Below are 22,986 nucleotides of genomic sequence, written 5' to 3'. Positions count from 1 at the left end.
AAAATTAGGATGAAATCAGATGAATCAACAATATGACTATATCGTGATTGGTGCTGGCTCAGCAGGTTGTGTGGTCGCAGCACGACTATTAGAAGCCAAGGCAGGGCGCGTTCTTGTTTTAGAGGCTGGAAGCCGAGATAGCAGTATATTTCATACTATACCTGCAACAGTAGTTAAAGTATTCCAGCAAAAATCATGGCAATACATGACCGTTCCACAGAAATATTGTAATCATCGTGAAATGATCCTTGCACAAGGAAAAGTGTTGGGAGGTGGAAGCTCGGTTAATGGCATGATCTATTGCCGAGGCCAACGACAGGATTATGATTTATGGTCCTCGGAATGGGGATGCAATCAGTGGTCTTATCAACATGTGCTGCCTTTTTTTAAGAAAGCAGAAAAAAATGAAAGTCTTGCTGATGAATATCACGGACAAGATGGCATTTTACCTGTCAGTGAAAACCGTTATCGCCATCCTTTAACACTTGCTTGTATTAAAGCAGGTCAACAAATGGGGATGAATTATGTCAATGATATTAATGGTTGGGATCAGGCTGGGGTAGGGTTTTATCAAACTACTACTCAAAACGGTTCTCGGGCGAGTACCTCAAAAACTTATTTAAAGTCAGTCGAAAACCACCCAGATCTTACGGTCATTACGGATGCCTTAGTACATAAAATTGAAACTCAAGGTGATCAGGTTACTGGGGTTACTTACAGTGTTGACGGAAAATCACCGATTACGGTACAGGCTCAAAAAGAAGTTATTCTGAGCGCTGGTGCAATTGGCAGTCCTAAGGTTTTATTACTTTCGGGAATTGGCCCAAAACAGCATTTAGATGAACTCGGAATAGAATGCATTCGTGACTTACCTGTAGGTAACAATTTTCACGACCATTTGCATATGTCGGTTAATGCGACAGTAACAACCAATAACAGCCTGCTCGGTGAAGACCACGGTTTAGCCGCAGTACGACACTTTTTACAATGGTGTTTTACACGTTCAGGATTGCTAACCACCAATATTCTAGAAGGTGGTGGTTTTATTGACACAAACAACAATGGTCGACCTGATGTCCAATTTCATTTTTTACCTGTGCTGGATAATTTCGATAATACCCCCGGTGAAAAAGCAGTTGCTCAGGCACATGGCCTTACCATTAAAGTCGGACATGTACAGCCAAAAGCACGTGGGACTTTGCGTTTAAGCAGTAAAGATCCAAAAGATTTGCCTGTCATTGACCCTAATTATCTAGGTCATCAAGAAGATATTGACGCAAATATCCGTGCCGTACAGGCCGGACTTCGCTTATTACAACAACCAGCATTGAAAGCGATTGTCAAAGAAGTGATTGAGCCTGCAAATGTCGATCCTGATGATATTGATGCGATTGATAAATGGATGCGCCAGAACATTAAAACGGTTTATCACCCCGCAGGTAGCTGCAAAATGGGCAATGCTTCGCAAGATTCGGTCACCGATTAGACCCTTAAAGTACATGGTTTTAAAAACTTACGTGTGGTGGATTGTTCTATTTGCCCACAAGTTCCAAGCGGTAATACCAACGCAATTGCCATCATGATTGGTGAACGCGGTGCAGACTTTATTTTGAATCAGGTCGCGTAGTTGCTGTCATAACAATATTTTAGAAATGAAAAGAGGAAAAGAAAATGAGTGAAGTTCAGATTTTAGAAAGCGTACAACAATTTATGGCACGTCAACATGGACATTTTATTGATGGAAAATTAGTTGCTACCGAGCTTTTAGATAAAGTGGATATTGTGAATCCATCGACTGAACAAGTGGTTGCTCAAATTAGTATTGGTAGTGAACACGATGTCGAAAATGCGGTGAAAAGTGCTGAACATGCTTTTCAAAATGCTTGGGCTGAAACGACGCCGTATGAACGTGGCGTTAAACTGAACAAGCTAGCCGATTTAATTGAGCAACATGGTGAAGAACTTGCACAGCTCGAAACGTTGTCTACAGGAAAACTTATCAATATTTCACGGCATCTTGAAGTCGCACAATCTGTTATTTTCTTGAGATATTTTGCTGGTTGGGCAACTAAAATTAATGGTCAAACCATGCAACCCTCTATTCCTTCTATGCAAGGTGAAAAATATACGGCCTTTACTTTAAGACAACCGATTGGTGTGGTTGCAGGGATTGTGCCTTGGAATTTTTCACTGATGATTGGTGTTTGGAAAATCGGTTCGGCTTTAACAACTGGCTGTACCATTGTACTTAAACCAAGTGAGTTTGCTAGCTTATCTTTATTGCGTTTAGCCGAACTTGCCATTGAGGCAGGCATTCCAGCCGGTGTAATTAATGTGGTGACAGGTAAGGGCGATACAGGGCAATATTTAATTGAGTCTCCACTCGTTAAGAAAGTCTCATTTACGGGTTCGGTACCAACTGGCATTGCCATTGGTAAGCTCGCGATGAGCAGTGATTTAACCCGTGTAAGTCTGGAGCTGGGTGGTAAAAATGCGATAGCCGTTTTAGCCGATGCAAATATTGATGAGATTTTACCGACTTTGCTCCAAGCAACTTTTGTCCATCAAGGTCAAGTTTGTGCATCCCCAGAGCGTTTTTTTGTACACCATACAAAACATGATGAACTTGTCGAGAAACTCTCGAAAGCACTCTCTGTTTTCAAAATTGGATCGGCTATGGATGAGGGAAGTATGTTTGGTCCACTCTCTAATCAGCCACATTTTCATAAAGTGAAACATTATTTAGATATGGCAAAAGCCAATAACCAGATTATTGCTGGTGGTGAGGCTCTAGATCAGACAGGGTATTTTGTACAGCCGACTTTAATTTCCTTTAAAAATACGGATGATCCTTTATTTTCAGAGGAAACTTTTGGTCCAGTAGTTGGGGTAATGTCATTCGAAACTGATGAAGAACTCGTTCAACTGATGAATCAGTCGCGCTTTGGTTTAACCGCTAGTATCTGGACAAATGACTTATCTAAAGCTTTGCGTTTAATTCCTAAAATTGAAGCAGGGACCTTGTGGGTCAATATGCATACGTTCTTAGATCCATCTGTTCCATTTGGCGGGGTAAAAGCTTCAGGAATTGGCAGAGAGTTTTCAGATGCATTTATTGAAGATTACACCGAATTAAAATCGGTTATGATTCGGTATTAAGTTTAAAAGCTACAAGATATAAAAAATGGCCTTTATAGGCCATTTTTAACATTAAAACTAACCTAATAAAAAGTTCTTTAGGATTTTATTAAAAGCTTCTGGCTGCTCGACATTGGAAATATGAGAGGCATCTATTTCTGCAAGCTTTGATTGTGGAATGCGTTGCTGCATAAATTCACCATCTGCAACTGTAGTGACTGGGTCTTGAGTTCCAGCAATCACCAATACAGAAATTTTAATGTCTTTTAACTGCTCACGGACATCCACTTTAGCCAAAGCCTCACAACAATTGGCATAACCCATTGCGCTGCCAGCACTTAAGTCGTTACACAGGTTGTTGACGATTGAAGCATGACTTTGGATAAAGGGATCTGTAAACCATCGCGAAGCTGCTGTAGCTGCGATTGGTTGTAAACCTTGCTCACGTACTAATTTTGCACGGTCAAGCCATGCTTGTTCTTGTCCAATTTTAGCGGCAGTATTTGCCACAACCACATGACTAAAATGGTCAGGGTAATGAATCGCCAGCCATTGACCGGTTAAACCACCCATAGAAATTCCACAAAAAGCAGCTTTGTTAATATTCAGATGATCCAGTAAACGAACAACATCTTCACCTAATTGCTCTACAGTGTATGGACCGTCAGGCGTAGATGATGAACCGTGACCACGTGTGTCATAGCAGATCACAAAAAATTGATCTTTTAACTCATTAAACTGTTTTTGCCACATGCCATAATTGGTGCCCAAAGAATTGGAAAACACCAGAGCAGGGGAAGATGGTTCACCAAAAGTTTGATAGTTAATTTGTGCATCGGCAGATTGAAAAGATGGCATTTGTTTCTCCTTAAAGTGCTTCAACACGTTCAATAATCAAAGCGATGCCTTGACCTACACCAATACACATTGAGCACAAAGCGTAACGACCACCTGTCTGTTCAAGCTGGTTTAGGGCTGTAGTCACTAGGCGTGCACCTGATGCACCAAGCGGATGACCCAAAGCAATTGCACCACCGTTTGGATTTACCTTGTTGCTATCATCTGGCAAGCCTAAATCACGGGTCACTGCTAAAGCTTGTGCAGCAAAAGCTTCATTGAGTTCAATCACATCCATCTGATCTAAAGTCAGGTTAGCTTGTTTAAGTAATTTTTTAATCGCTGGTGCAGGAGCAAAGCCCATAATGCGCGGTTCTACACCCACTGCTGTTGAAGCAATGATCTTGGCACGTGGTTTGAGGTTATAAGCTTGAACTGCCTCATCAGAAGCAATCAGCAGAGCCGCAGCACCATCGTTAATACCTGAAGCATTGCCTGCTGTTACTGTGCCATCTGCTTTAACCACAGGTTTAAGTTTGCTTAAAGCTTCAAGTGTGGTTGATGCACGTGGATGCTCATCAGTATCAATCACAACAGCTTCGCCCTTACGCTGAGGGATTTCAACTGCCACGATTTCTTTAGAAAAAAAGCCTTTGGCTTGCGCGCTTGCGGTGCGTTGTTGGCTCACCAAGGCAAACTGGTCTTGATCTTCACGATTGACGTTGAACTGTTCAGCCACGTTTTCGGCAGTCTGGGGCATGGTGTCTACACCATACAATTCTTTAAGTTTTGGGTTAATGAAACGCCAGCCCATGGTGGTGTCTTCAATCTTCTGGTTGCGACCAAAAGCACTGTCTGACTTACCCATCACATAGGGTGCACGGCTCATGCTTTCCACACCACCTGCAATTATCAAGTTCGCTTCACCTGCTTTAATAGCACGGGCAGCAATGGCAATGGCATCGAGTGAAGAACCGCACAAACGGTTAATGGTCGTTGCCGGTACTTGATATGGCAAACCTGCAAGCAGTGCTGACATACGGCCGACATTACGGTTATCTTCACCGGCTTGGTTGGCGCAACCATAGATCACATCATCGACCTGATCCCAATCTACATTTGGGTTACGCTGCATGAGAGCTTTGATCGGCACAGCACCAAGATCATCGGCACGGACAGGTGCAAGACCACCGGCATAACGGCCGAATGGAGTACGGATGGCATCGATGATATAAGCGTTTTTCATTCTAACTTTTGTCCTTTACTTCAGGCCTTTTTAGCCATTCTCCGTAAGTATTTCGTGGTGGCGACATGGATGTCGCCGTGTTGCTCAGCACAACAGGGAGGTTGTGTCTGAGTAACAAAGGTTTTTGGTTACTTTTTTAAAAAAGTGACACGAATTAGCTGGTGGCATTTGGCTTAAACAGATAAGACCCTGTTGTGATGATTTATAAATTTTCATATCAACGGATAACATCACGGCTGTAATTTATTGTGATATCCATAGGTCTGTTGTATAAGCGATACCTTACTTTTGAAAGGTCAAAAGTAACAAAAACCTTTGTTGAACAGAGGAGGCTTCCTTGCTTCCCTGTCCAACGGGCGACATCCATGTCGCCTGTCACGATAGTTACTGCTGTTTAAACTTACCCTTGAGTCGCATCAATCAAAGTTGCACCAGTTAAAGCCTGTAACTCATCAAAGCTAAGACCTTCAACTTTCTCGATCACCTTTAAACCATCTTTAGTCACGTCAATCACACAAAGATCGGTGTAAATACGGTCAACACATTTTTTACCCGTAACTGGATAAGTTAGCTCAGCCACAATCTTCGGCTCACCTTGCTTGGTCACATGATCTGTAGTGATAAATACTTTCTTGGCACCCACAGCTAAATCCATCGCACCACCCACAGCAGGAATCGCATCGGGTGCACCTGTATGCCAGTTCGCCAAGTCACCATTGGCGGCAACCTGAAATGCACCAAGTACTGCAATATCAAGGTGACCACCACGCATCATCGCAAACGAGTCGCCATGGTGAAAAAAGCTGCCGCCTTCGAGCATGGTCACAAACTCTTTACCCGCATTAATCAGTTCAGGATCTTCTTCACCTGCAGCTGGCGGTGGGCCAAAAGCCAATAGGCCATTTTCAGAATGAAGAAAAATATCTTTATCGTCAGGTAAGTAGCTTGCAATCTTGGTCGGTAAACCAATACCCAAGTTCACATAGGCGCCATCTGGAATATCTTGTGCCACACGTTGTGCAATCTGGTCACGGCTGAGTTTCTGGTAGCTCATGTTATTTCTCCTTATTGCTTACTGTGCTGGCGCTACTTGTACAACATGCTGTACAAAGATACCTGGGGTGATGATGTGTTCCGGGTCTAATCCACCTAGCTCAACCACTTCAGAAACCTGAGCAATGGTGACATCCGCAGCCATGGCCATGATTGGGCCAAAGTTACGTGCAGATTTACGGTAAACCAGATTGCCCCAGCGGTCGCCTTTGTAAGCTTTAATCAGAGCGAAGTCAGCTTTAATCGGGTATTCGAGTACGTAATCTTTACCATCAATCTCACGGGTCTCTTTACCTTCAGCCAAAAGTGTTCCAAAGCCTGTTGGGGTAAACACAGCGCCAAGTCCCATACCCGCTGCCTGAATACGACACGCCAGATTACCTTGCGGTACCACTTCAAGCTCGACCTTTCCAGCACGGTACAGTTCATCAAATACATAAGAATCTGACTGACGTGGGAAAGAACAAATCACTTTTTTAACTGAACCAGCTTTAAGTAGTTTCGCCAGACCATAATCGCCATTACCGGCATTGTTGCTGACAATGGTTAAATCTTTAACACCGAGTTCAATAAGACCATCAATGAGTTCAGCGGGTTGTCCTGCGGTACCGAAACCACCAATCAGAATGGTTGCACCATCTTTAATCTGCGATAGAACCTCGCTTAGTGAGGACTTACTTTTGTCAATCATGTGAGAAACCTTAGAGCATGGGGTAACGTGATGTATTACTACCGCTAAAAATTTATTGAAATTCTTAATGGTAGTAATAAATGGAATAAATTTTGTGAGTCAAAAGCGAACTTTTAACTCACATATACTTTCAATTAAGCACTAGCGCGACGGCGCTCAACTTCAGTTGAAGGAGTAGCAGCGGCATCTTTAACAAGTTCGATGTTAAATGTGATGTGTTTGAAAGCGTGATCTAAACCACGGCGTTGAATTTCAGCTGGGTCAGTTACATCAACTGCTGTTGCAACTAAGCCGTCACGCGTTGCGAAAGCAAAGTCGTCCCATAAGTACTCATCACCCTCAATGTTGAATTGAGTAGTTAGCTTGCGGTAACCCGGTGCGGAAACGAAGTAATGAACGTGAGATGGACGGTTACCATGACGGCCTAATTTGTTAAGAAGGGCCTGAGTTGTACCTTCTGGCGGGCAACCATAACCTACAGGCATCGTCGTTAATGCAACATACTTACCATCAGCATCAGTCAAGATAGTACGACGTAAGTTGAAGTCAGATTGAGACTTATCAAAGAATGAATAGTTACCCAAACTGTTGGCATGCCATACTTCAACTTTGGCATTTTCAATGATATTGCCATCAGTATCAGTTACGGTACCTTCAATAATTAAGGTATCGATTTTGCCAGATTCTGTACCATCATCCATACGCGCAAAACCAACAGATTCAGGCGCGCCAGCTACATAAAGTGGGCCTTCGATGGTACGAGGTGTGCCACCCGTAACGCCAGCTTTTGCATCAGCTTCATCTGCACGTAAATCAAGATAGTGCTCTAAGCCTAAGCCAGCTGCCAAAAGACCAAGTTCGTTTGCTTGACCAGCATCTGTGAAATATTCCAAACCTTTCCATACTTCTGAAGGTTGAATATCTAAATCTTCAATGGCTTGAAATAAATCCCCAAGAAGGCGCACTACAATTTGTTGAACACGTGCATCAACTTCGCCTTTTGCAGTGTCGACATTCATTTGTTTTACAAGCGCATCAATTTGTTGACGGTTCATACTAAAACTCCTTAAGTATGCAATACGGTTTTGGGTGGCAGCGCTGCGGGCATTTTGTTTTGCTAGCGAATAAGTGCCGCCACGTTCCTTGTTACCTTCTGAATAATCTGCTTGGTTTTTAAATGGACTTCAGAGATCACATTTAAAAAATTCTTTTGGTTTACGAATCATCATCACGAACAGAAGAAGGGTGGCGATTCATTGCCATAACTTCAATGTTCATATAAGGATAGAGAGGTAAACCCTGTAAAATATTGTGCAATTCTTCATTGCTCTCGACATCAAAAATGCTGATGTTTGAGTACTGACCTGTAATACGCCAGATATGACGCCATTTACCTTGACGTTGTAAATCTTGCGAATAAGCTTTTTCAACGGCCTTAATTTCATTTGCTTTGTCGGCTGGCATATCAAGTGGAATATGCACATCCATACGTACATGAAATAACATGGGAAACTCCTTATCCTGTTGCCTTAACGACGTAACTTCTCGACTTTATCTTCATCAATTTCAATGCCTAAGCCGGGAGCCGTTGGCAAGTGCAATTCAAAGTTTTCGTAACGTAGCGGTTCTTTCAGAATTTCTTCGGTAAGCAATAACGGACCAAATAATTCAGTACCAAACGCTAATGTTTCAAAGGTTGCAAACGCATGAGCAGAAGCCATGCTACCTACAGGGCCTTCAAGCATAGTGCCGCCATAAAGATCAATTCCAGCCAAACCTGCAACCTTGGCAACTTCACACGCTTCAATGAGACCACCAGATTGTTCAATTTTCACGGCAAATACATCGGCACCATGACTTTTTGCAATACGGTATGCGCTGTCGGGACCAGTTAAAGCTTCATCCGCCATGATTGCGACATCAAAACGCTGTGTTAAACGCGCAAGTGCTTCAGTATTTTGAATAGCACAAGGCTGTTCAATTAAATCAATCCCGCCATCTTGAAGCTGTTGAATACCTTGAATACATTCCAGCTCTGACCATGCACGATTTACGTCAACGCGTACACTAATATCTGCACCGAGTGCTTTTTTAATTGCAATCACATGATCAACATCGTGTTGCAAAGGGCGTGAACCAATTTTGAGTTTGAACGTGTTATGACGTTTTAACTCAATCATTTTTCGAGCTTCAGCAATATCTTTTTCTGTGTCACCAGACGCGAGCGTCCAAAGTACAGGTAAACTATTACGCAGACGGCCACCTAAAACTTCACTTAATGGCACGCCTAAACGTTTTGCCTGAATATCAAGTAGAGCAGTCTGAATGGCACATTTCGCGAAACGGTTACCATTAATATTCTTACGAATCAGTTTTAGTGTTTGAGCAACATTTAAATCTTTAACTGATGCGAGTAATGGTGCAAAGTAAGTATCAATATTGGCTTTGACACTTTCAGGACTTTCTTCACCATAGTTCAGTCCACCAATGGTGGTCGCTTCACCCCAACCTACAATACCATCCGTGGTCGTAATTTTAACGAGCACCAAAGTCTGAGTACGCATTGTAGTCACAGACAGCTGGTGAGGACGGATAGTTGGAATATCCACAAGTATGGTTTCTATGGTTCTATACATGAAGTTTCAACTATTTCAAACTTGTTTACATACCATAGAAGAATGTAATAGCCTAAAATAGATATAGAACGGTATTTTAAGATACTAAAAAGGTATATTAATGGAATTAAGACATCTACGTTATTTTGTTACCGTTGTTGAAGAACAAAGTCTGACTAAAGCCGCAGAAAAGCTTTTTATTGCTCAGCCACCACTCACGCGTCAAATTAAAAAACTAGAGGAAGAGTTAGGTATTGATCTGTTCGTGAAAGGCTCACGTCCATTAAAAGTGACAGAAGCAGGGCTGTTTTTTTACCAACATGCTGTTCAGATTTTAACGCATACGGCTCAAGCAGCTTCTATGGCTAAAAAAATGAAGCTGGTCGAGAATGTTGTTAAAGTTGGCTATGTGAGTTCGCTTCTTTATGGGCGATTACCACAGGTCATTTATCTATTTAGACAAAAAAATCCTGACATTCATGTTGAGCTTATTGAATGTGGTACACGAGATCAGGTCGAAGCCTTAAAGTTAGGAAAAATTGATTTAGGTTTCGGACGGCTACCTATTAGCGATCCTGCCATTAAGCGACTTCTACTTCGAAAAGAAAAATTAAAACTCGCGATTCATAAAAAACATCCTTTAAGTGAGTTCCAAGAATCAGGAATTTATTTATCTCAAATTATCAATGAGACAATTTTTTCTTATCCCACAACACCTAAGCCGAATTTTTCGACCACTATTCAAGCTTTGTTTACCAAATTAGGTCTTGTTCCTGCCAAACTGACTGAAGTCCGCGAAATTCATATGGCACTGGGCTTAGTGGCATCTGGAGAGGGTATTTGTATTATTCCGGAAAGCGCCTGTGACATTGGAATGAAGAATCTAACTTATTTAAATATCTTAGACTTAGAAGCTTATAGTCCCATTTCTCTATCGATGCGCAATATGGACCAAAGTTCATATATTCCTAAAATATTAGATTGTATTGAAGAGATCTATAGCGAAGAAGAAGTATCCAGAAATTTAAATTTATAACTTTTTAATACGTTTTAAATTGAATTATCATGTTATTTTAAAACTTTAAACCTATAGGTAATATTTAAAAGGATTATTAGATGAGAAAAATTTTAGGGATAGCTTCTCTTATTATGTCTACTGGTGTTGTACATGCTGAGCAAGTAAATGAACAAGTCAACGAACAAGAAAAAATTTCTCCATACAGTGCTAATGTAACCTTCGCAAGTCAATATATATCACGTGGTTTTCAACAAACTTGGGGCAAGCCTGCATTACAAATTGGTCTAGATTATGCAAATCCGAATGGATTATTTGTGGGGACTTGGGCTTCAAATGTAAGTTCTAACTATCTTCGTGATGCTTCAGTTGAGTGGGATTTTTATACTGGTTATATAAAAACTTTTGATAAGTTTTCGGCTGGAATGACGGTTTTTTATTACTATTATCCAAGAGCTAAAAGTACGCCTGAAACGGGAAGTACCAGTTATAACTATGGCGAAATTGTGCCTCAAATTGGTTATGGACCTTTGACTCTTAAATATTATATTACCTACACTCCAGATTATGCAGGCTATAACTCAGATACGATGGGTGGCACAGAAGGTAAATGTTCACGAGGAACAACTTATCTGGATCTAACTTTTACTCAGCCTATCAATGAGTCTTGGACTTTTGGTGCCCATTATGGGTATGAAAGAATTAAAAATTTCTCGGAAGCTAACTTTCAAGATATGAAAGTCGAGCTGATTAAGGATTTAGGAGATGGCTGGACTACTAGCTTAGCGTATGCCAAAGCTTGGGACAAAGATGGTTTCTATAAAAAGTATAGTAATGGTGAAGCAGATGCACCAATTTCAAACCCGATTGATTCGACATTTACTGTTTCAGTTAAAAAGGTATTCTAATTTATAAATAAAAAAGCCTGATGACTCTATTTTGAGTGATCAGGCTTTAAATATTGAATACATAAAGATTATTTTTTAATTAAATCGTAAGCCATTTTGGTGTCGTCTAGCTGAACAAGTGAAGCATGGCGAGCCGAGAGCGGATCTTTATTTTCAATTGCGGTTAAAATCGCTTTATGTCTAGGTAACGAATGGCCTTGTAAATTTGGGCGTAGACTGGTGACTTGAATTGATTGCTGTAATGGTAAAACTAGCATTTTTGACATATAAGCCAATAAGTCATTATGCGTTGCTTTAGCAATTGCTAAGTGAAATTGAATATCTGGCTCTATAAATTCTTCAACTGTTGTCGCTTTTTCCATCCCATCATAAGCATGTTTAATACGTTCAATATCTTCTTCGTTTGCCGTACTTGCTGCAATATAAGCAAGCTCGGGTTCTAAAACGCGTCGTACAGTAGAAAGTGTTTTAAAAAATTCGTGTTCAGGCGTTGTTTGAATTAGCCAAAACAGTACATCGGGGTCGAGTAAATGCCATTCGTCTTTAGGTCTAACCACCGTTCCGATTTTGGGTCTAGAGTAAGTTAAGCCTTTAGCATTTAAAACGCGTATTGCTTCGCGAAAGACAGGGCGGCTGACTTTATATTCCTCACATAAATCTACTTCACTTGGGAGCTTTTCATTTTCTGAGATTTCTCCAGAAACAATTTTTAATCCCAATTGTTGAACAATTAATGCATGTTGGCTTTTGCTTGGAATAGGATTTTTATAGTCAGCTTTACTCATATTTCACTATTACGACATGTTGAATATCCTATGGTATAGATGACCTTGTGTTTTAACAAGATCATCTTTTTCAAGAATAAATATTAATGAGAATGACGTGGAACTTCTGAGCCACGGCAACCGACCAAGAAATCAAAATCACAGCCCTCATCGGCTTGTAAAACATGTTCTACATAGAGCTTACGGTAACCGCCAATAAAACTTGGTGGAGCTGGAGGCGCTAAATTCTCAAGACGTTGCTTAAGTTCTTCATCACTCACTTCTAGGTGAAGTTTTCCAGCATAGGCATCAAGTTCGATAAAGTCACCATTTTGAACTACGGCCAAAGGCCCACCTGCCATGGCTTCAGGGGCAACATGTAAAACGACCGTGCCATACGCTGTTCCACTCATTCGTGCGTCGGAAATACGAACCATGTCGGTAATGCCTTTGGCTAAAATTTTTGGTGGTAGCCCCATATTTCCAACCTCGGCCATGCCCGGATAGCCTTTAGGGCCGGCATTTTTCATCACAAGAATACAAGTTTCATCGACATCTAGATCTGGGTCATTAATGCGGGCTTTATAATCATCGAAGTTTTCAAATACGACTGCACGACCACGGTGTTTCATCAATTCCGGTGTGGCAGCAGATGGTTTAAGCACCGCACCTTTAGGCGCTAAATTTCCGCGTAAAATACACATACCGCCATCTTGGCGAATTGGGTTATCTATTTTACGAATCACTTCATCGTTATAAATAGGTGATTGCTGGCAGTTTTCCCAAATGGCTTGACCATTTACGGTTAAAGCGTGTGGATGTGGTAAGAGATTGGCTTCACCCATACGGCGAATTACAGCGGGTAATCCACCACTATAATAGAACTCTTCCATTAAAAAACGACCCGAAGGCTGTAAGTCAACAATGGTTGGCATTCCACGGCCAATACGGTTCCAGTCATCGAGTTGTAAATCAACCCCAATACGCCCAGCAATTGCCTTTAAATGAATCACGGCGTTGGTTGAACCACCAATAGCCGCATTGACTTTAATGGCATTTTCGAAAGCTTCTTTGGTTAAGATTTTGGAAAGACGTAAATCTTCATGAACCATGTCAACAATACGCATGCCAGAAAGATGAGCCAACACATAACGGCGCGAATCTACCGCTGGAATGGCCGCATTGTGGGGTAAAGAAGTGCCTAAGGCTTCCGCCATACACGCCATTGTAGAAGCCGTGCCCATGGTATTACATGTACCAGCTGAGCGTGACATACCAGATTCGGCAGATAGAAATTCATTTAAATCAATTTTGCCTGCTTTGAGTTCTTCATGCATTTGCCAAACGATTGTACCCGCACCAATGTCTTTGCCTTTGTGCTTACCATTCAGCATGGGACCGCCAGTCACTACAATGGCAGGAATATCACAACTTGCAGCACCCATTAATAAGGCAGGGGTGGTTTTGTCACAACCTGTCAGTAACACCACGCCGTCAATAGGGTTACCACGAATAGCTTCCTCAACATCCATACTGGCCAAGTTACGGGTAAACATGGCGGTAGGACGTAAATTAGACTCACCATTTGAAAACACAGGAAACTCAACAGGGTAGCCGCCCGCTTCTAAAATTCCTTTTTTTACATGTTCGGCAATTTTTCGAAAATGCGCATTACATGGGGTGAGTTCAGACCACGTATTACAAATTCCAATAATCGGTTTGCCTTGAAACTCATGATCTGGAATTCCTTGGTTCTTCATCCAGCTGCGATACATAAAGCCATTTTTATCCGTTGTACCAAACCAGGCAGCCGAACGAAGAACTTGTTTGTTATTCATACAAATTTCCCTATATAGTATTACTATTAGAATTAATTAATTTAAAAATACACCATAAATTTTATTTTTAAAAGGTTTGAAATTTAAATAGTATTACTATATTTTAAATTGAAAGGATAATTTACGAGCAAGATGCTCTATAAGTAAATAATAGGAAATGGAGTCGAACATGGATTTCGAAAAGGATGTAATACGGACGGTCACGTTTAAGCTGATACCTGCATTAGTCATACTATATCTGGTGGCATACATTGATCGGGCCGCTGTTGGGTTTGCCCATCTGCATATGGGTGCAGATGTAGGAATTGGTGATGCTGCCTATGGTCTAGGAGCTGGCTTATTTTTTATTGGATATTTTCTTTTTGAAGTTCCAAGTAATTTGCTTTTAGACAAATTTGGTGCTCGTAAATGGTTTACCCGCATTTTACTAACATGGGGCCTCATCACCATGGCTATGGCGCTCATTCAGGGACCAAAAAGCTTTTATCTGTTACGGTTTTTACTTGGTGTAGCAGAAGCAGGCTTTTTCCCGGGTGTTTTATATCTCATCACTCAGTGGTATCCCGTGCGCCATCGCGGAAAAATCATGGGAATGTTTGTGCTTTCACAACCGATTGCCATGATGATTGCAGGGCCTTTAGCGGGTCTATTACTTGGCATGGATGGCATTGCAAACTTACACGGTTGGCAATGGTTATTTATTGCAGTTGGCTTACCCGCGGTTTTATTGGCTTTACCAACATTTCTGTGGTTACCCGATAATATTGATAAAGTGAAATGGTTAAGCATTGAACAAAAACAGTGGCTTAAAAATGAACTTGTTAAAGATGAAGCCGAATACGATCAAACTCGACATGCCAATCCATTACATGCTTTAAAAGACAAACGCGTACTTTTATTAGCATTGTATTACCTACCAGTGACTTTAAGTATTTACGGTTTAAATCTCTGGTTGCCTTCTATTATCAAGCAATTTGGAGGCGGTACTGATCTTCAAATTGGGTTCTTATCTAGCATTCCCTACGTTTTTGGAATTATTGGATTATTAATCATTCCACGTAGTACCGATCGTCTAAATGATCGCTATGGACATTTAAGTTTTCTCTACGCCCTAGGCGCTTGCGCAATGTTTTTGAGTGGTTGGCTAAATTCTCCAGTCATGCAATTAGCTGCTTTGGCTGTGGTTGCGTTCTGCCTATTTTCATCAACTGCTGTGTTTTGGACATTACCGGGCCGTTTCTTAACAGGCGCAAGTGCAGCGGCTGGCATTGCCTTAATTAATTCTGTCGGAAATTTAGGTGGCTATGTCGGGCCATTTGGCATCGGACTTTTAAAAGAATACACGGGAAATATGGCTGCTGGTTTGTATTTCTTATCTATCGTTATGCTTTTTGGCCTGATTTTGACTTACATCGTCTATGCCAAGCTCGAACGTCAAAAAACACAAACAGTGAATATTCAAAAGCCTTTGTAAGGAATAAAACATGCAAATTATTCAATTTGAAAATCGTGCAAATCAACGTGCCGTTGCCAAAGTAGAAGGCAATATGGCATATCCGGTTAAAGATATTCAATCGGTTCGTGATTTAGCACTTTTGGCAATCCGCAATAAAGTTTCACTGGAACAACAAGTTGAGGCGTTAGGGTTTGAGTCCGAAACTTATGATTATTCATCTTTATTAGCAGACTTAAAGGTATTGCCGCCTTTAGATCATCCAGACCCAACGCACTGTCTGGTGTCCGGTACAGGCTTAACCCATTTAGGTTCTGCATCTGCACGCGACAAAATGCATCAACAAAATTTAAGCGATGACAGCTCGGTGACCGACACCATGCGAATATTTCAATGGGGGCTACAAAAGGGGCGTCCAGCACAAGGTCAGATCGGGGCGCAGCCAGAATGGTTTTATAAAGGCGACGGTTCAATTGTGGTAAGGCCGGGAGCTGAATTACCTTTACCACCATTTGCCGAAGATGGCGGCGAAGAACCTGAAATCGCAGGCCTCTATGTGATTGGAGAAGACTTAAAGCCTTACCGAATTGGGTTTGCGCTGGGCAATGAGTATTCTGATCACGTGATGGAGCGCCGTAATTATTTATATCTGGCCCATTCAAAATTACGTTTTTGTAGTTTTGGTCCAGCATTACGGACGGGCGAATTACCAAAACATTTAGTTGGAACCAGCCGTTTGCGCCGTGATGGGCAAATCATTTGGGAAAAAGAGTTTTTGTCGGGTGAAGACAATATGTGCCATAGCTTGGCAAATCTGGAATATCACCACTTTAAGTATCAACAATTCTTAAAAGCAGGGGATGTTCATATTCACTATTTCGGTACAGCGACTTTATCTTTTGCTGATGGTATTCAAGCACAGGTTAATGATGAGTTTGAAATAGAAATGAAAGAGTTCGGTTATCCACTCAAAAACAAACTTGCTCATATGCAACCCGAGTTACCGATCGGTTCAGTTATCACACTCTAAGGAATATAAAAATGGTTATCGGACACAACTTTATTGGCGGTTCACGTAGTGCACAAGGTTCTACTTTACTAAAAAGTGTGAATGCAACAACTGGCGAAACGCTGCCTTATGAGTTTCACCATGCAACCGAACAGGAAATCAATCAGGCTTGTGATGCAGCGAGCCAAGCTTTTAAGACTTACCGCCATACATCACCTGAACAGCGTGCTGCCTTTTTAGAAAATATTGCTGATGAACTCGATGCCTTGGGCACAGATTTTCTAGAAATCATCTCACAAGAAACCGCTTTACCACTTGCACGTTTACAAGGTGAGCGTGGCCGTACCAGTGGACAAATGCGCCTGTTTGCCAAAGTGTTACGCCGTGGTGAATTTTTAGGGGCGCGGATTGACACTGCTTTACCAGAGCGTCAGCCTTTACCGCGCCCAGACCTGCGTCAGATTAAAATCGGTGTCGGCCCTGTTGCAGTCTTTGGGGCAAGTAACTTTCCTTTAGCATTCTCAACCGCAGGTGGTGACACTGCTTCGGCACTAGCGGCAGGCTGTTCTGTAGTGGTAAAAGCCCATAGTGGACATATGGCGACAGCAGATTTTGTAGCGCAGGCAATTGAACGTGCCGTAGAAAAATCAAATATGCCTAAAGGTGTATTTAACATGATCTATGGTAATGGCGTGGGTGAACCTTTAGTGAAACACCCTTTAATACAGGCTGTAGGTTTTACGGGGTCACTTCGTGGTGGTCGTGCTTTATGTGATATGGCCGCAGCCCGTCCACAACCAATTCCGGTCTTTGCGGAAATGAGCAGTATTAACCCGATGCTGATGTTGCCAGAAGCCCTAAAAAACCGTGGAGAAAAAATTGCACAGGACTTGGCAGATTCAGTGGTTTTAGGCTGTGGTCAGTTCTGTACCAATCCGGGTTTAATCTTGGGTATTAAATCAGCCGAGTTTAGTCAGCTCATTAGCAACCTAACCGAAATTATAGGTGGCAAACCTGCACAGACTATGCTGAATGCCGGCACCTTAAAAAGTTATACCGCTGGTCTTGAGCATTTAACTGAGCATCAAGGTATTGAACACTTGGCAGGCAATACTCAACAAGGCAATCAAGCGCAACCGCAACTGTTTAAAGCGGATGTTGAATTATTACTGGCAGGCGACCAACTTCTGCAAGAAGAAATCTTTGGGCCAACTACGGTCATCATTGAAGTTGAAGATAAAGCCCAACTCATTCAGGCGCTACAAAGTATGAATGGTCAGCTGACTGCAACTTTAATTGCCGATGAAGCAGATTTAACCGAGTTTGCAGATGTAGTTCCTGTGCTAGAAGAGAAAGCTGGACGATTACTCATAAATGGTTATCCAACAGGTGTAGAAGTATGTGATGCCATGGTACACGGCGGACCATATCCAGCCACTTCAGATGCACGAGGCACTTCTGTTGGAACCTTAGCAATTGACCGTTACTTAAGACCTGTATGTTATCAAAACTATCCGCAAAGCTTATTGCCAGAAGCTTTAAAAGACAGCAACCCGTTGCAGATTTTAAGGCTGGTGAATGGTGAAATGACCAAAGAAGCGATCTAATCAATTAAAAAAGAGACCACAAACTGGTCTCTTTTTTATATCCTGAATAATAATTTATAGCGGAGTAGGCAAATTAAGCACGACTTGAGCATCTTCAATAACATCTAAGCGGAGAATAGTTGAAGCACTAAGCTCATTTAGCAACGTAGTTAAAGGTCCCTCATTTTTCTCAAGTTGAACATTCTTTGGAAAAAGCTTTTGTGCAAAAGAAAGAATGTTGGACTCAACTTCAGTTTGATGCCATTTTCCGTCAACAATATGTAGCATGGTGGCTCTGTTGATATGTGTTTCAGAATCAACATGTTTTAAAGTCGGTACAGAGGTCTTTAAGCTTAAATCCAATTTGCCATTAAAATCAAAAATATTGGCTTGGACTTCTTTTGAGTTAATGTTGACGTCAATTTTAGTTAACCATTTTGGTAGCTGGTAACCATATACACCACGTACTCTAGCAATTTCTGTATCTACAGGCAAAGCTAAAACATGTGCATGAAAGTGGCGTTGATGCATCGATTTCATTAACTCTGCGATGTGAGGCCCACGAGCATGAGGTTTACGTACAACAATCGCAATCGACACTTCGTCATACGGGTCATTGTCACAAACCGAATAACTAAAGAACGTAACTGCGACCAACCCATAGCCCGGAAATGGTTGTAATGGCGTTAAGTCAGCAGGAAGTTTTGCTTTAATCTGTTTAATAGGTGCAAGCATGAGCAGTTGTACATTTGCACTACGATAATAAAAGTTCGGCGCCCAAACAGGGCCTACTCGGGATTCCATAATTTTTTTAGGAATATGACGAAAAAAATCGATGTTGCCAACAGCAGGATCTTGCGCGACTTCATCTAAATCAGGATTCATTCTAAAGCGGTCATAATAACCACCTTTGGGTACTTTGACTTTTTGTTGTCCAAATTCAACCTCAGTAAATTGTTGTTTTATATTCATGAGAGTTCACCTTTAATATTAATAGTACGAGTAGCTACGATTGTCTTTATCAAGACATTTAAATTTATTACCAAGACAGAAACTATAAGATTGAAGCTAACTTTAAGGTCAAGTCTTTAATTTTGAGGTGTAAAGTCTTTGACATTTAACAGAAATAAAATAAAAACAATTAAAGATTAAAAAGATACAATGTCGCCTAGAGTCTTCATATAAATTTTATTTTTAAAATATCATTTAAGATGATTGACCTTAAAGTTAACTTTAAGATTAATATAAATATCTAACCTTTATAACGAATCAACAAGCAGTTTTTCATCAGGAGAACAAAGATGGGATATGTAACCACAAAAGATGGCGTAGAAATTTTCTATAAAGATTGGGGACCACGCGATGCCCAAGTTTTATTTTTTCATCACGGTTGGCCTTTGAGTTCAGATGATTGGGACACACAGTTGCTTTTTTTCCTTAAAGAAGGTTTTCGTGTAGTTGCTCATGATAGACGGGGACATGGACGTTCGAGTCAGGTGTGGGATGGTCACGATATGGACCACTACGCAGATGATGTCGCAGAAGTGGTTAAACATCTGAACATTAAAAATGCAATTCATATTGGCCACTCAACAGGTGGCGGTGAAGTAGCTCACTATATTGCACGTCATGGTCAAGATAATGTTAAAAAAGCTGTACTTGTCAGTGCAGTTCCGCCACTGATGGTTAAAACTGAAAATAATCCTGAAGGTTTACCAAAAGAAATCTTTGATGACCTGCAAAATCAGGTTCTCACAAACCGTGCGCAATTTTTCCGAGATCTTCCATCTGGTCCGTTCTATGGTTTTAACCGACCAGATGCGAAACCATCTGAAGGCATCATCTCTAACTGGTGGCGTCAGGGCATGACGGGTAGTGCCAAAGCACATTACGATGGTATCGTGGCGTTCTCACAAACTGACTTTACCGAAGATTTAAAAAAAATCACCATTCCTGTTTTAGTGTTGCATGGCGATGACGACCAGATTGTGCCTTATAAAACGTCTGGCGTAAAATCTGCTGAGTTACTTCCAAATAGCCAACTCAAGATCTATCCGGGTTTTTCTCACGGTATGTTAACTGTAAACCATGAAGTGATTAATGCTGACTTGTTGGCGTTTATTCGTGAATAATTTGAAGTTCTAATCTTTTAAAAAAGAGGCGCATTGAGTGCCTCTTTTTTTATATAAAAATAATAAATTCAATTAATTAAATATAGAAGTGCGAAAAGGTATTGACATTAAAGTTAGCTTTAATCTTAAAGTAAAGCCATACTGAATGAGGTCATTCCAATGAAAGTGTTCGAAAAATTAGTATTCCCAAATGGCTCATATGTTCCAAACCGTATTGCTAAAGCGGCAATGGAAGAAAACATGGCTGATTTAAACCACGCACCATCAGAAGAATTAATGCGTTTATATCAAGCTTGGGCAAATGGTGGTGTAGGTCTAATTATTACTGGAAATGTGATGGTAGACCGCCGAGCGATGACTGGACCGGGCGGTGTAGTATTAGAAGATGAAAAGCATCTAGATACTTTTAAAAAATGGGCACAAATTGGTCGTTCAAAAGGTGCTCAGGTTTGGCTTCAAATTAACCATCCAGGACGTCAAATGCAAGCAAATCTTGGTCAGCAGACTTGGGCACCATCGGCTATTTCACTTGATCTTGGCAAAATGTCAAATCGCTTTAATACACCAATTGAAATGACTGAATCTATGATTGCAGAGGTGATTCAGCGTTTTGCAAACACAGCGCGTCTAGGTGAAAAAGCTGGGTTTACTGGTGTAGAAATTCATGCAGCACATGGTTACTTATTAAGCCAGTTTCTTTCACCACTCAGCAATAAACGCCAAGATCAGTGGGGTGGTTCTTTAGAAAATCGCGCTCGTATTTTAATTGAGATTGTGGAAGCAGTTCGTAAAGTCGTTTCGCCTACGTTTACTGTTGCAGTAAAACTGAACTCAGCCGATTTCCAACGCGGTGGATTTAGCGCTGAAGATGCTCAACAAGTAGTTAAAATGCTAAATGAACACGCTGTAGATTTGGTTGAACTTTCAGGCGGTAGTTATGAAGCACCTGCCATGCAAGGTCAAGCACGTGATGGCCGTACACTTGCTCGTGAAGCTTACTTTTTAGAATTTGCACAAGAAATTCGTAAAGTTGCCAAAATGCCTGTTATGGTGACAGGTGGCATACGCCGTAAACAAGTGGCAGAGAAAGTGGTTGAAAGTGGTGTAGATATGGTCGGTATTGCCACAGCTTTAGCAATTGAACCTAATTTGCCAAATGCTTGGAAACAAGGCAAAAATGTTTCACCTGAACTTAAGCCGATTACTTGGGAAAATAAAACATTCGCTTCTCTTGCCAATATGGCAGTGGTGAAATTCCAGTTACGTAATTTAAGCGCTGGTAAAAGAACAAAACCAAATGTTTCACCAGCTTGGGCTTTAATTTTGCAACAATCAGCGATGTCATGTCGTCCCCGCCAATACAAAAAAGGCATGCGTGACTATACATTTGCTTCTTAATAAGTGAGTTGTGTTATGACAAATCCGAATGATTCAAACTGGATAATTTATGGAGCAAATGGCTACACGGGCGAGTTAATCGCTCGTGAAGCTGTACGCCAAGGTCTAAAACCAACTTTGGCTGGTCGTAACAAAGCTAAGGTTGAAACATTAGCTCAAGAGTTGGGGCTCGACTATAAAGCTTTTGGGCTTGATAACATAAATGCGGTAAGTGAACAACTCCAAGGCTTTAAACTGGTCATGCACTGTGCGGGGCCATTTTCAGCGACATCGAAACCTATGATGGAAGCGTGTATTAAAGCAGGCGCTCACTATTTAGATATTACGGGTGAAATCTCTGTATTTGAATTGGCACAGTCACTTAACAGCCAAGCTGAAAAAGCCGATATTGTGCTTTGTCCGGGTGTTGGTTTCGATGTGATTCCGACAGATTGTGTCGCTGCTGCGCTCAAAGAAGCATTGCCAGATGCGACCCATTTAGCGCTTGGCTTTGACTCTAGAACAGGGTTTTCTCCAGGTACAGCTAAAACAAGTACAGAAGGCATGGCCGAAGGTGGAAAAATTCGTAAAAACGGAAAAATTATCACCGTTCCATTAGCCCATTATGTGCGTACCATTGATTTTGGTGATGGTAAAAAAAGTGCCATGAGTGTTCCGTGGGGAGACGTATCTACAGCTTTCTATACAACAGGTATTCCAAACATTGAAGTATTTGTACCTGCATTTCCCAAAATGATTATGGGCGCGAAAATGATGAACTATTTACGCCCAGTATTAAAACTAAATGCTGTACAGAAGTTTATTAAGTCGCGTATTGAAAAGACAGTTGTTGGGCCAAATGAGGAACTTCGCGCAAAAGTACCCACCTATGTTTGGGGTGAAGCAAGAAATATGCGTGGGGAAATCAAAACCGCCCGTATCCAAACGGAAAACGCTTATAGCCTTACGGTAAATGGTTCACTGACTGTAGTGAATTATTTGCTCAAAAATACCGTTAAGGGTGGTACATACACACCTGCAAAATTGATGGGTTATAAGCTAGTGACCGAACTACCGGGTTCTGGTCCACTGGTCATTAATTAATAAAGCCTTTATTAAAACAGTACATTTATTGATGGTCCCGAGTAAGGTTTTCACTATCAAAAGATTGGCTGATTTTTTCTATAGTATTTGTATGAAAAAACGAATTACAGCGTGGGTCCGTAATTCGTTTTTTTAGATTTATAGATTGATACTTAAACGCTTTGGTTACTTAGTTGATACCAGTACCCATCTATACAACGCGAGAGCGATTAACTCTAAT

The 22,986-nt window shown here is 41.2% G+C and carries 19 protein-coding genes and 1 pseudogene; 10 read left to right on the top strand and 10 right to left on the bottom strand.

What is annotated here, in order from left to right; translation table 11 throughout:
• Positions 1-19 precede the first annotated feature (19 nt).
• Both J580_RS08080 and J580_RS08075 read left to right on the top strand, forming a co-directional pair.
• Positions 20-1,627 (top strand): annotated as a pseudogene (locus J580_RS08080) (GMC family oxidoreductase).
• A gap of 44 nt (positions 1,628-1,671) precedes the next feature.
• On the top strand, positions 1,672-3,159 hold the full coding sequence (locus tag J580_RS08075; protein WP_032003742.1) for an NAD-dependent phenylacetaldehyde dehydrogenase: 1,488 nt from the start codon (positions 1,672-1,674) through the stop codon (positions 3,157-3,159).
• A gap of 57 nt (positions 3,160-3,216) precedes the next feature.
• Here J580_RS08075 and pcaD read toward each other — a convergent pair whose 3' ends face one another.
• From pcaD to J580_RS08040, 7 genes are all read right to left on the bottom strand, one after another.
• Positions 3,217-3,996 carry a 3-oxoadipate enol-lactonase gene (gene pcaD, locus J580_RS08070; RefSeq protein ID WP_032003741.1) on the bottom strand — a complete coding sequence of 260 codons (780 nt, stop codon included), beginning with the start codon at positions 3,994-3,996 and terminating at the stop codon, positions 3,217-3,219.
• Between the two features lie 10 nt (positions 3,997-4,006).
• Complete coding sequence (gene pcaF / locus J580_RS08065) at positions 4,007-5,221, bottom strand: 3-oxoadipyl-CoA thiolase (protein WP_032003740.1); 1,215 nt, start codon at positions 5,219-5,221, stop codon at positions 4,007-4,009.
• Between the two features lie 400 nt (positions 5,222-5,621).
• Positions 5,622-6,275, bottom strand: a complete 654-nt coding sequence (locus tag J580_RS08060; protein ID WP_032003739.1) for a 3-oxoacid CoA-transferase subunit B — start codon at positions 6,273-6,275, stop codon at positions 5,622-5,624.
• 18 nt (positions 6,276-6,293) lie between these two features.
• On the bottom strand, positions 6,294-6,965 hold the full coding sequence (locus J580_RS08055) for a 3-oxoacid CoA-transferase subunit A (RefSeq protein ID WP_017386040.1): 672 nt from the start codon (positions 6,963-6,965) through the stop codon (positions 6,294-6,296).
• A gap of 134 nt (positions 6,966-7,099) precedes the next feature.
• Positions 7,100-8,020 (bottom strand): catechol 1,2-dioxygenase, encoded by a 921-nt coding sequence (catA, locus tag J580_RS08050; protein WP_032003738.1) that lies wholly within the window; start codon positions 8,018-8,020, stop codon positions 7,100-7,102.
• A 160-nt stretch (positions 8,021-8,180) separates the two neighbouring features.
• Positions 8,181-8,471: a muconolactone Delta-isomerase gene (catC, locus tag J580_RS08045; RefSeq protein ID WP_005069136.1), complete on the bottom strand. Its 291-nt coding sequence runs from the start codon at positions 8,469-8,471 to the stop codon at positions 8,181-8,183.
• A 23-nt stretch (positions 8,472-8,494) separates the two neighbouring features.
• Positions 8,495-9,601, bottom strand: a complete 1,107-nt coding sequence (locus tag J580_RS08040) for a muconate/chloromuconate family cycloisomerase (RefSeq protein ID WP_025467469.1) — start codon at positions 9,599-9,601, stop codon at positions 8,495-8,497.
• A gap of 100 nt (positions 9,602-9,701) precedes the next feature.
• Between J580_RS08040 and J580_RS08035 the strand changes: the two genes are divergently transcribed.
• Together J580_RS08035 and J580_RS08030 are read left to right on the top strand one after the other, a co-directional pair.
• A complete protein-coding gene (locus J580_RS08035) occupies positions 9,702-10,616 on the top strand; it encodes a LysR family transcriptional regulator (protein WP_017386078.1) in 915 nt (304 codons plus the stop codon).
• 80 nt (positions 10,617-10,696) lie between these two features.
• Positions 10,697-11,503, top strand: coding sequence for a TorF family putative porin (locus tag J580_RS08030; RefSeq protein WP_032003737.1), 807 nt, complete (start codon positions 10,697-10,699; stop codon positions 11,501-11,503).
• Between the two features lie 68 nt (positions 11,504-11,571).
• Here the strand turns inward: J580_RS08030 and J580_RS08025 are convergent, their stop codons facing one another.
• Together J580_RS08025 and J580_RS08020 are read right to left on the bottom strand one after the other, a co-directional pair.
• Positions 11,572-12,288: a FadR/GntR family transcriptional regulator gene (locus J580_RS08025; RefSeq protein ID WP_009388335.1), complete on the bottom strand. Its 717-nt coding sequence runs from the start codon at positions 12,286-12,288 to the stop codon at positions 11,572-11,574.
• A gap of 83 nt (positions 12,289-12,371) precedes the next feature.
• Complete coding sequence (locus J580_RS08020; protein ID WP_032003736.1) at positions 12,372-14,105, bottom strand: IlvD/Edd family dehydratase; 1,734 nt, start codon at positions 14,103-14,105, stop codon at positions 12,372-12,374.
• A gap of 169 nt (positions 14,106-14,274) precedes the next feature.
• Here J580_RS08020 and abaQ point away from each other — a divergent pair, with 169 nt between their 5' ends.
• Genes abaQ through J580_RS08005 form a run of 3 tightly spaced genes read left to right on the top strand, consistent with a single transcriptional unit; the run spans position 14,275 to position 18,174 of the window.
• Complete coding sequence (gene abaQ, locus J580_RS08015) at positions 14,275-15,579, top strand: multidrug efflux MFS transporter AbaQ (RefSeq protein ID WP_032003735.1); 1,305 nt, start codon at positions 14,275-14,277, stop codon at positions 15,577-15,579.
• A 10-nt stretch (positions 15,580-15,589) separates the two neighbouring features.
• Complete coding sequence (gene araD1, locus J580_RS08010; protein ID WP_032003734.1) at positions 15,590-16,588, top strand: AraD1 family protein; 999 nt, start codon at positions 15,590-15,592, stop codon at positions 16,586-16,588.
• 11 nt (positions 16,589-16,599) lie between these two features.
• Positions 16,600-18,174 (top strand): aldehyde dehydrogenase (NADP(+)), encoded by a 1,575-nt coding sequence (locus J580_RS08005; protein WP_032003733.1) that lies wholly within the window; start codon positions 16,600-16,602, stop codon positions 18,172-18,174.
• Positions 18,175-18,228: 54 nt separating this feature from the next.
• On the opposite strand, the gene J580_RS08000 is transcribed toward J580_RS08005, so the two are convergent.
• Entirely contained in the window at positions 18,229-19,125 is an 897-nt protein-coding gene (locus tag J580_RS08000; protein WP_032003732.1) for a hypothetical protein, read from the bottom strand.
• 329 nt (positions 19,126-19,454) lie between these two features.
• Here J580_RS08000 and J580_RS07995 point away from each other — a divergent pair, with 329 nt between their 5' ends.
• The 3 genes from J580_RS07995 (at position 19,455) to J580_RS07985 (ending at position 22,766) form a co-directional block, all read left to right on the top strand.
• Positions 19,455-20,285 (top strand): alpha/beta fold hydrolase, encoded by an 831-nt coding sequence (locus J580_RS07995; RefSeq protein WP_032003731.1) that lies wholly within the window; start codon positions 19,455-19,457, stop codon positions 20,283-20,285.
• 159 nt (positions 20,286-20,444) lie between these two features.
• Positions 20,445-21,683: an NADH:flavin oxidoreductase/NADH oxidase family protein gene (locus tag J580_RS07990; protein WP_032003730.1), complete on the top strand. Its 1,239-nt coding sequence runs from the start codon at positions 20,445-20,447 to the stop codon at positions 21,681-21,683.
• A gap of 15 nt (positions 21,684-21,698) precedes the next feature.
• Positions 21,699-22,766, top strand: coding sequence for a saccharopine dehydrogenase family protein (locus J580_RS07985; RefSeq protein ID WP_032003729.1), 1,068 nt, complete (start codon positions 21,699-21,701; stop codon positions 22,764-22,766).
• Positions 22,767-22,986 lie beyond the last annotated feature (220 nt).

The sequence above is a fragment of the Acinetobacter sp. 1542444 genome, from assembly GCF_000581835.1.
GTDB lineage: Bacteria > Pseudomonadota > Gammaproteobacteria > Pseudomonadales > Moraxellaceae > Acinetobacter > Acinetobacter pittii.
This window is presented reverse-complemented; position numbering and strand designations above follow the sequence as displayed.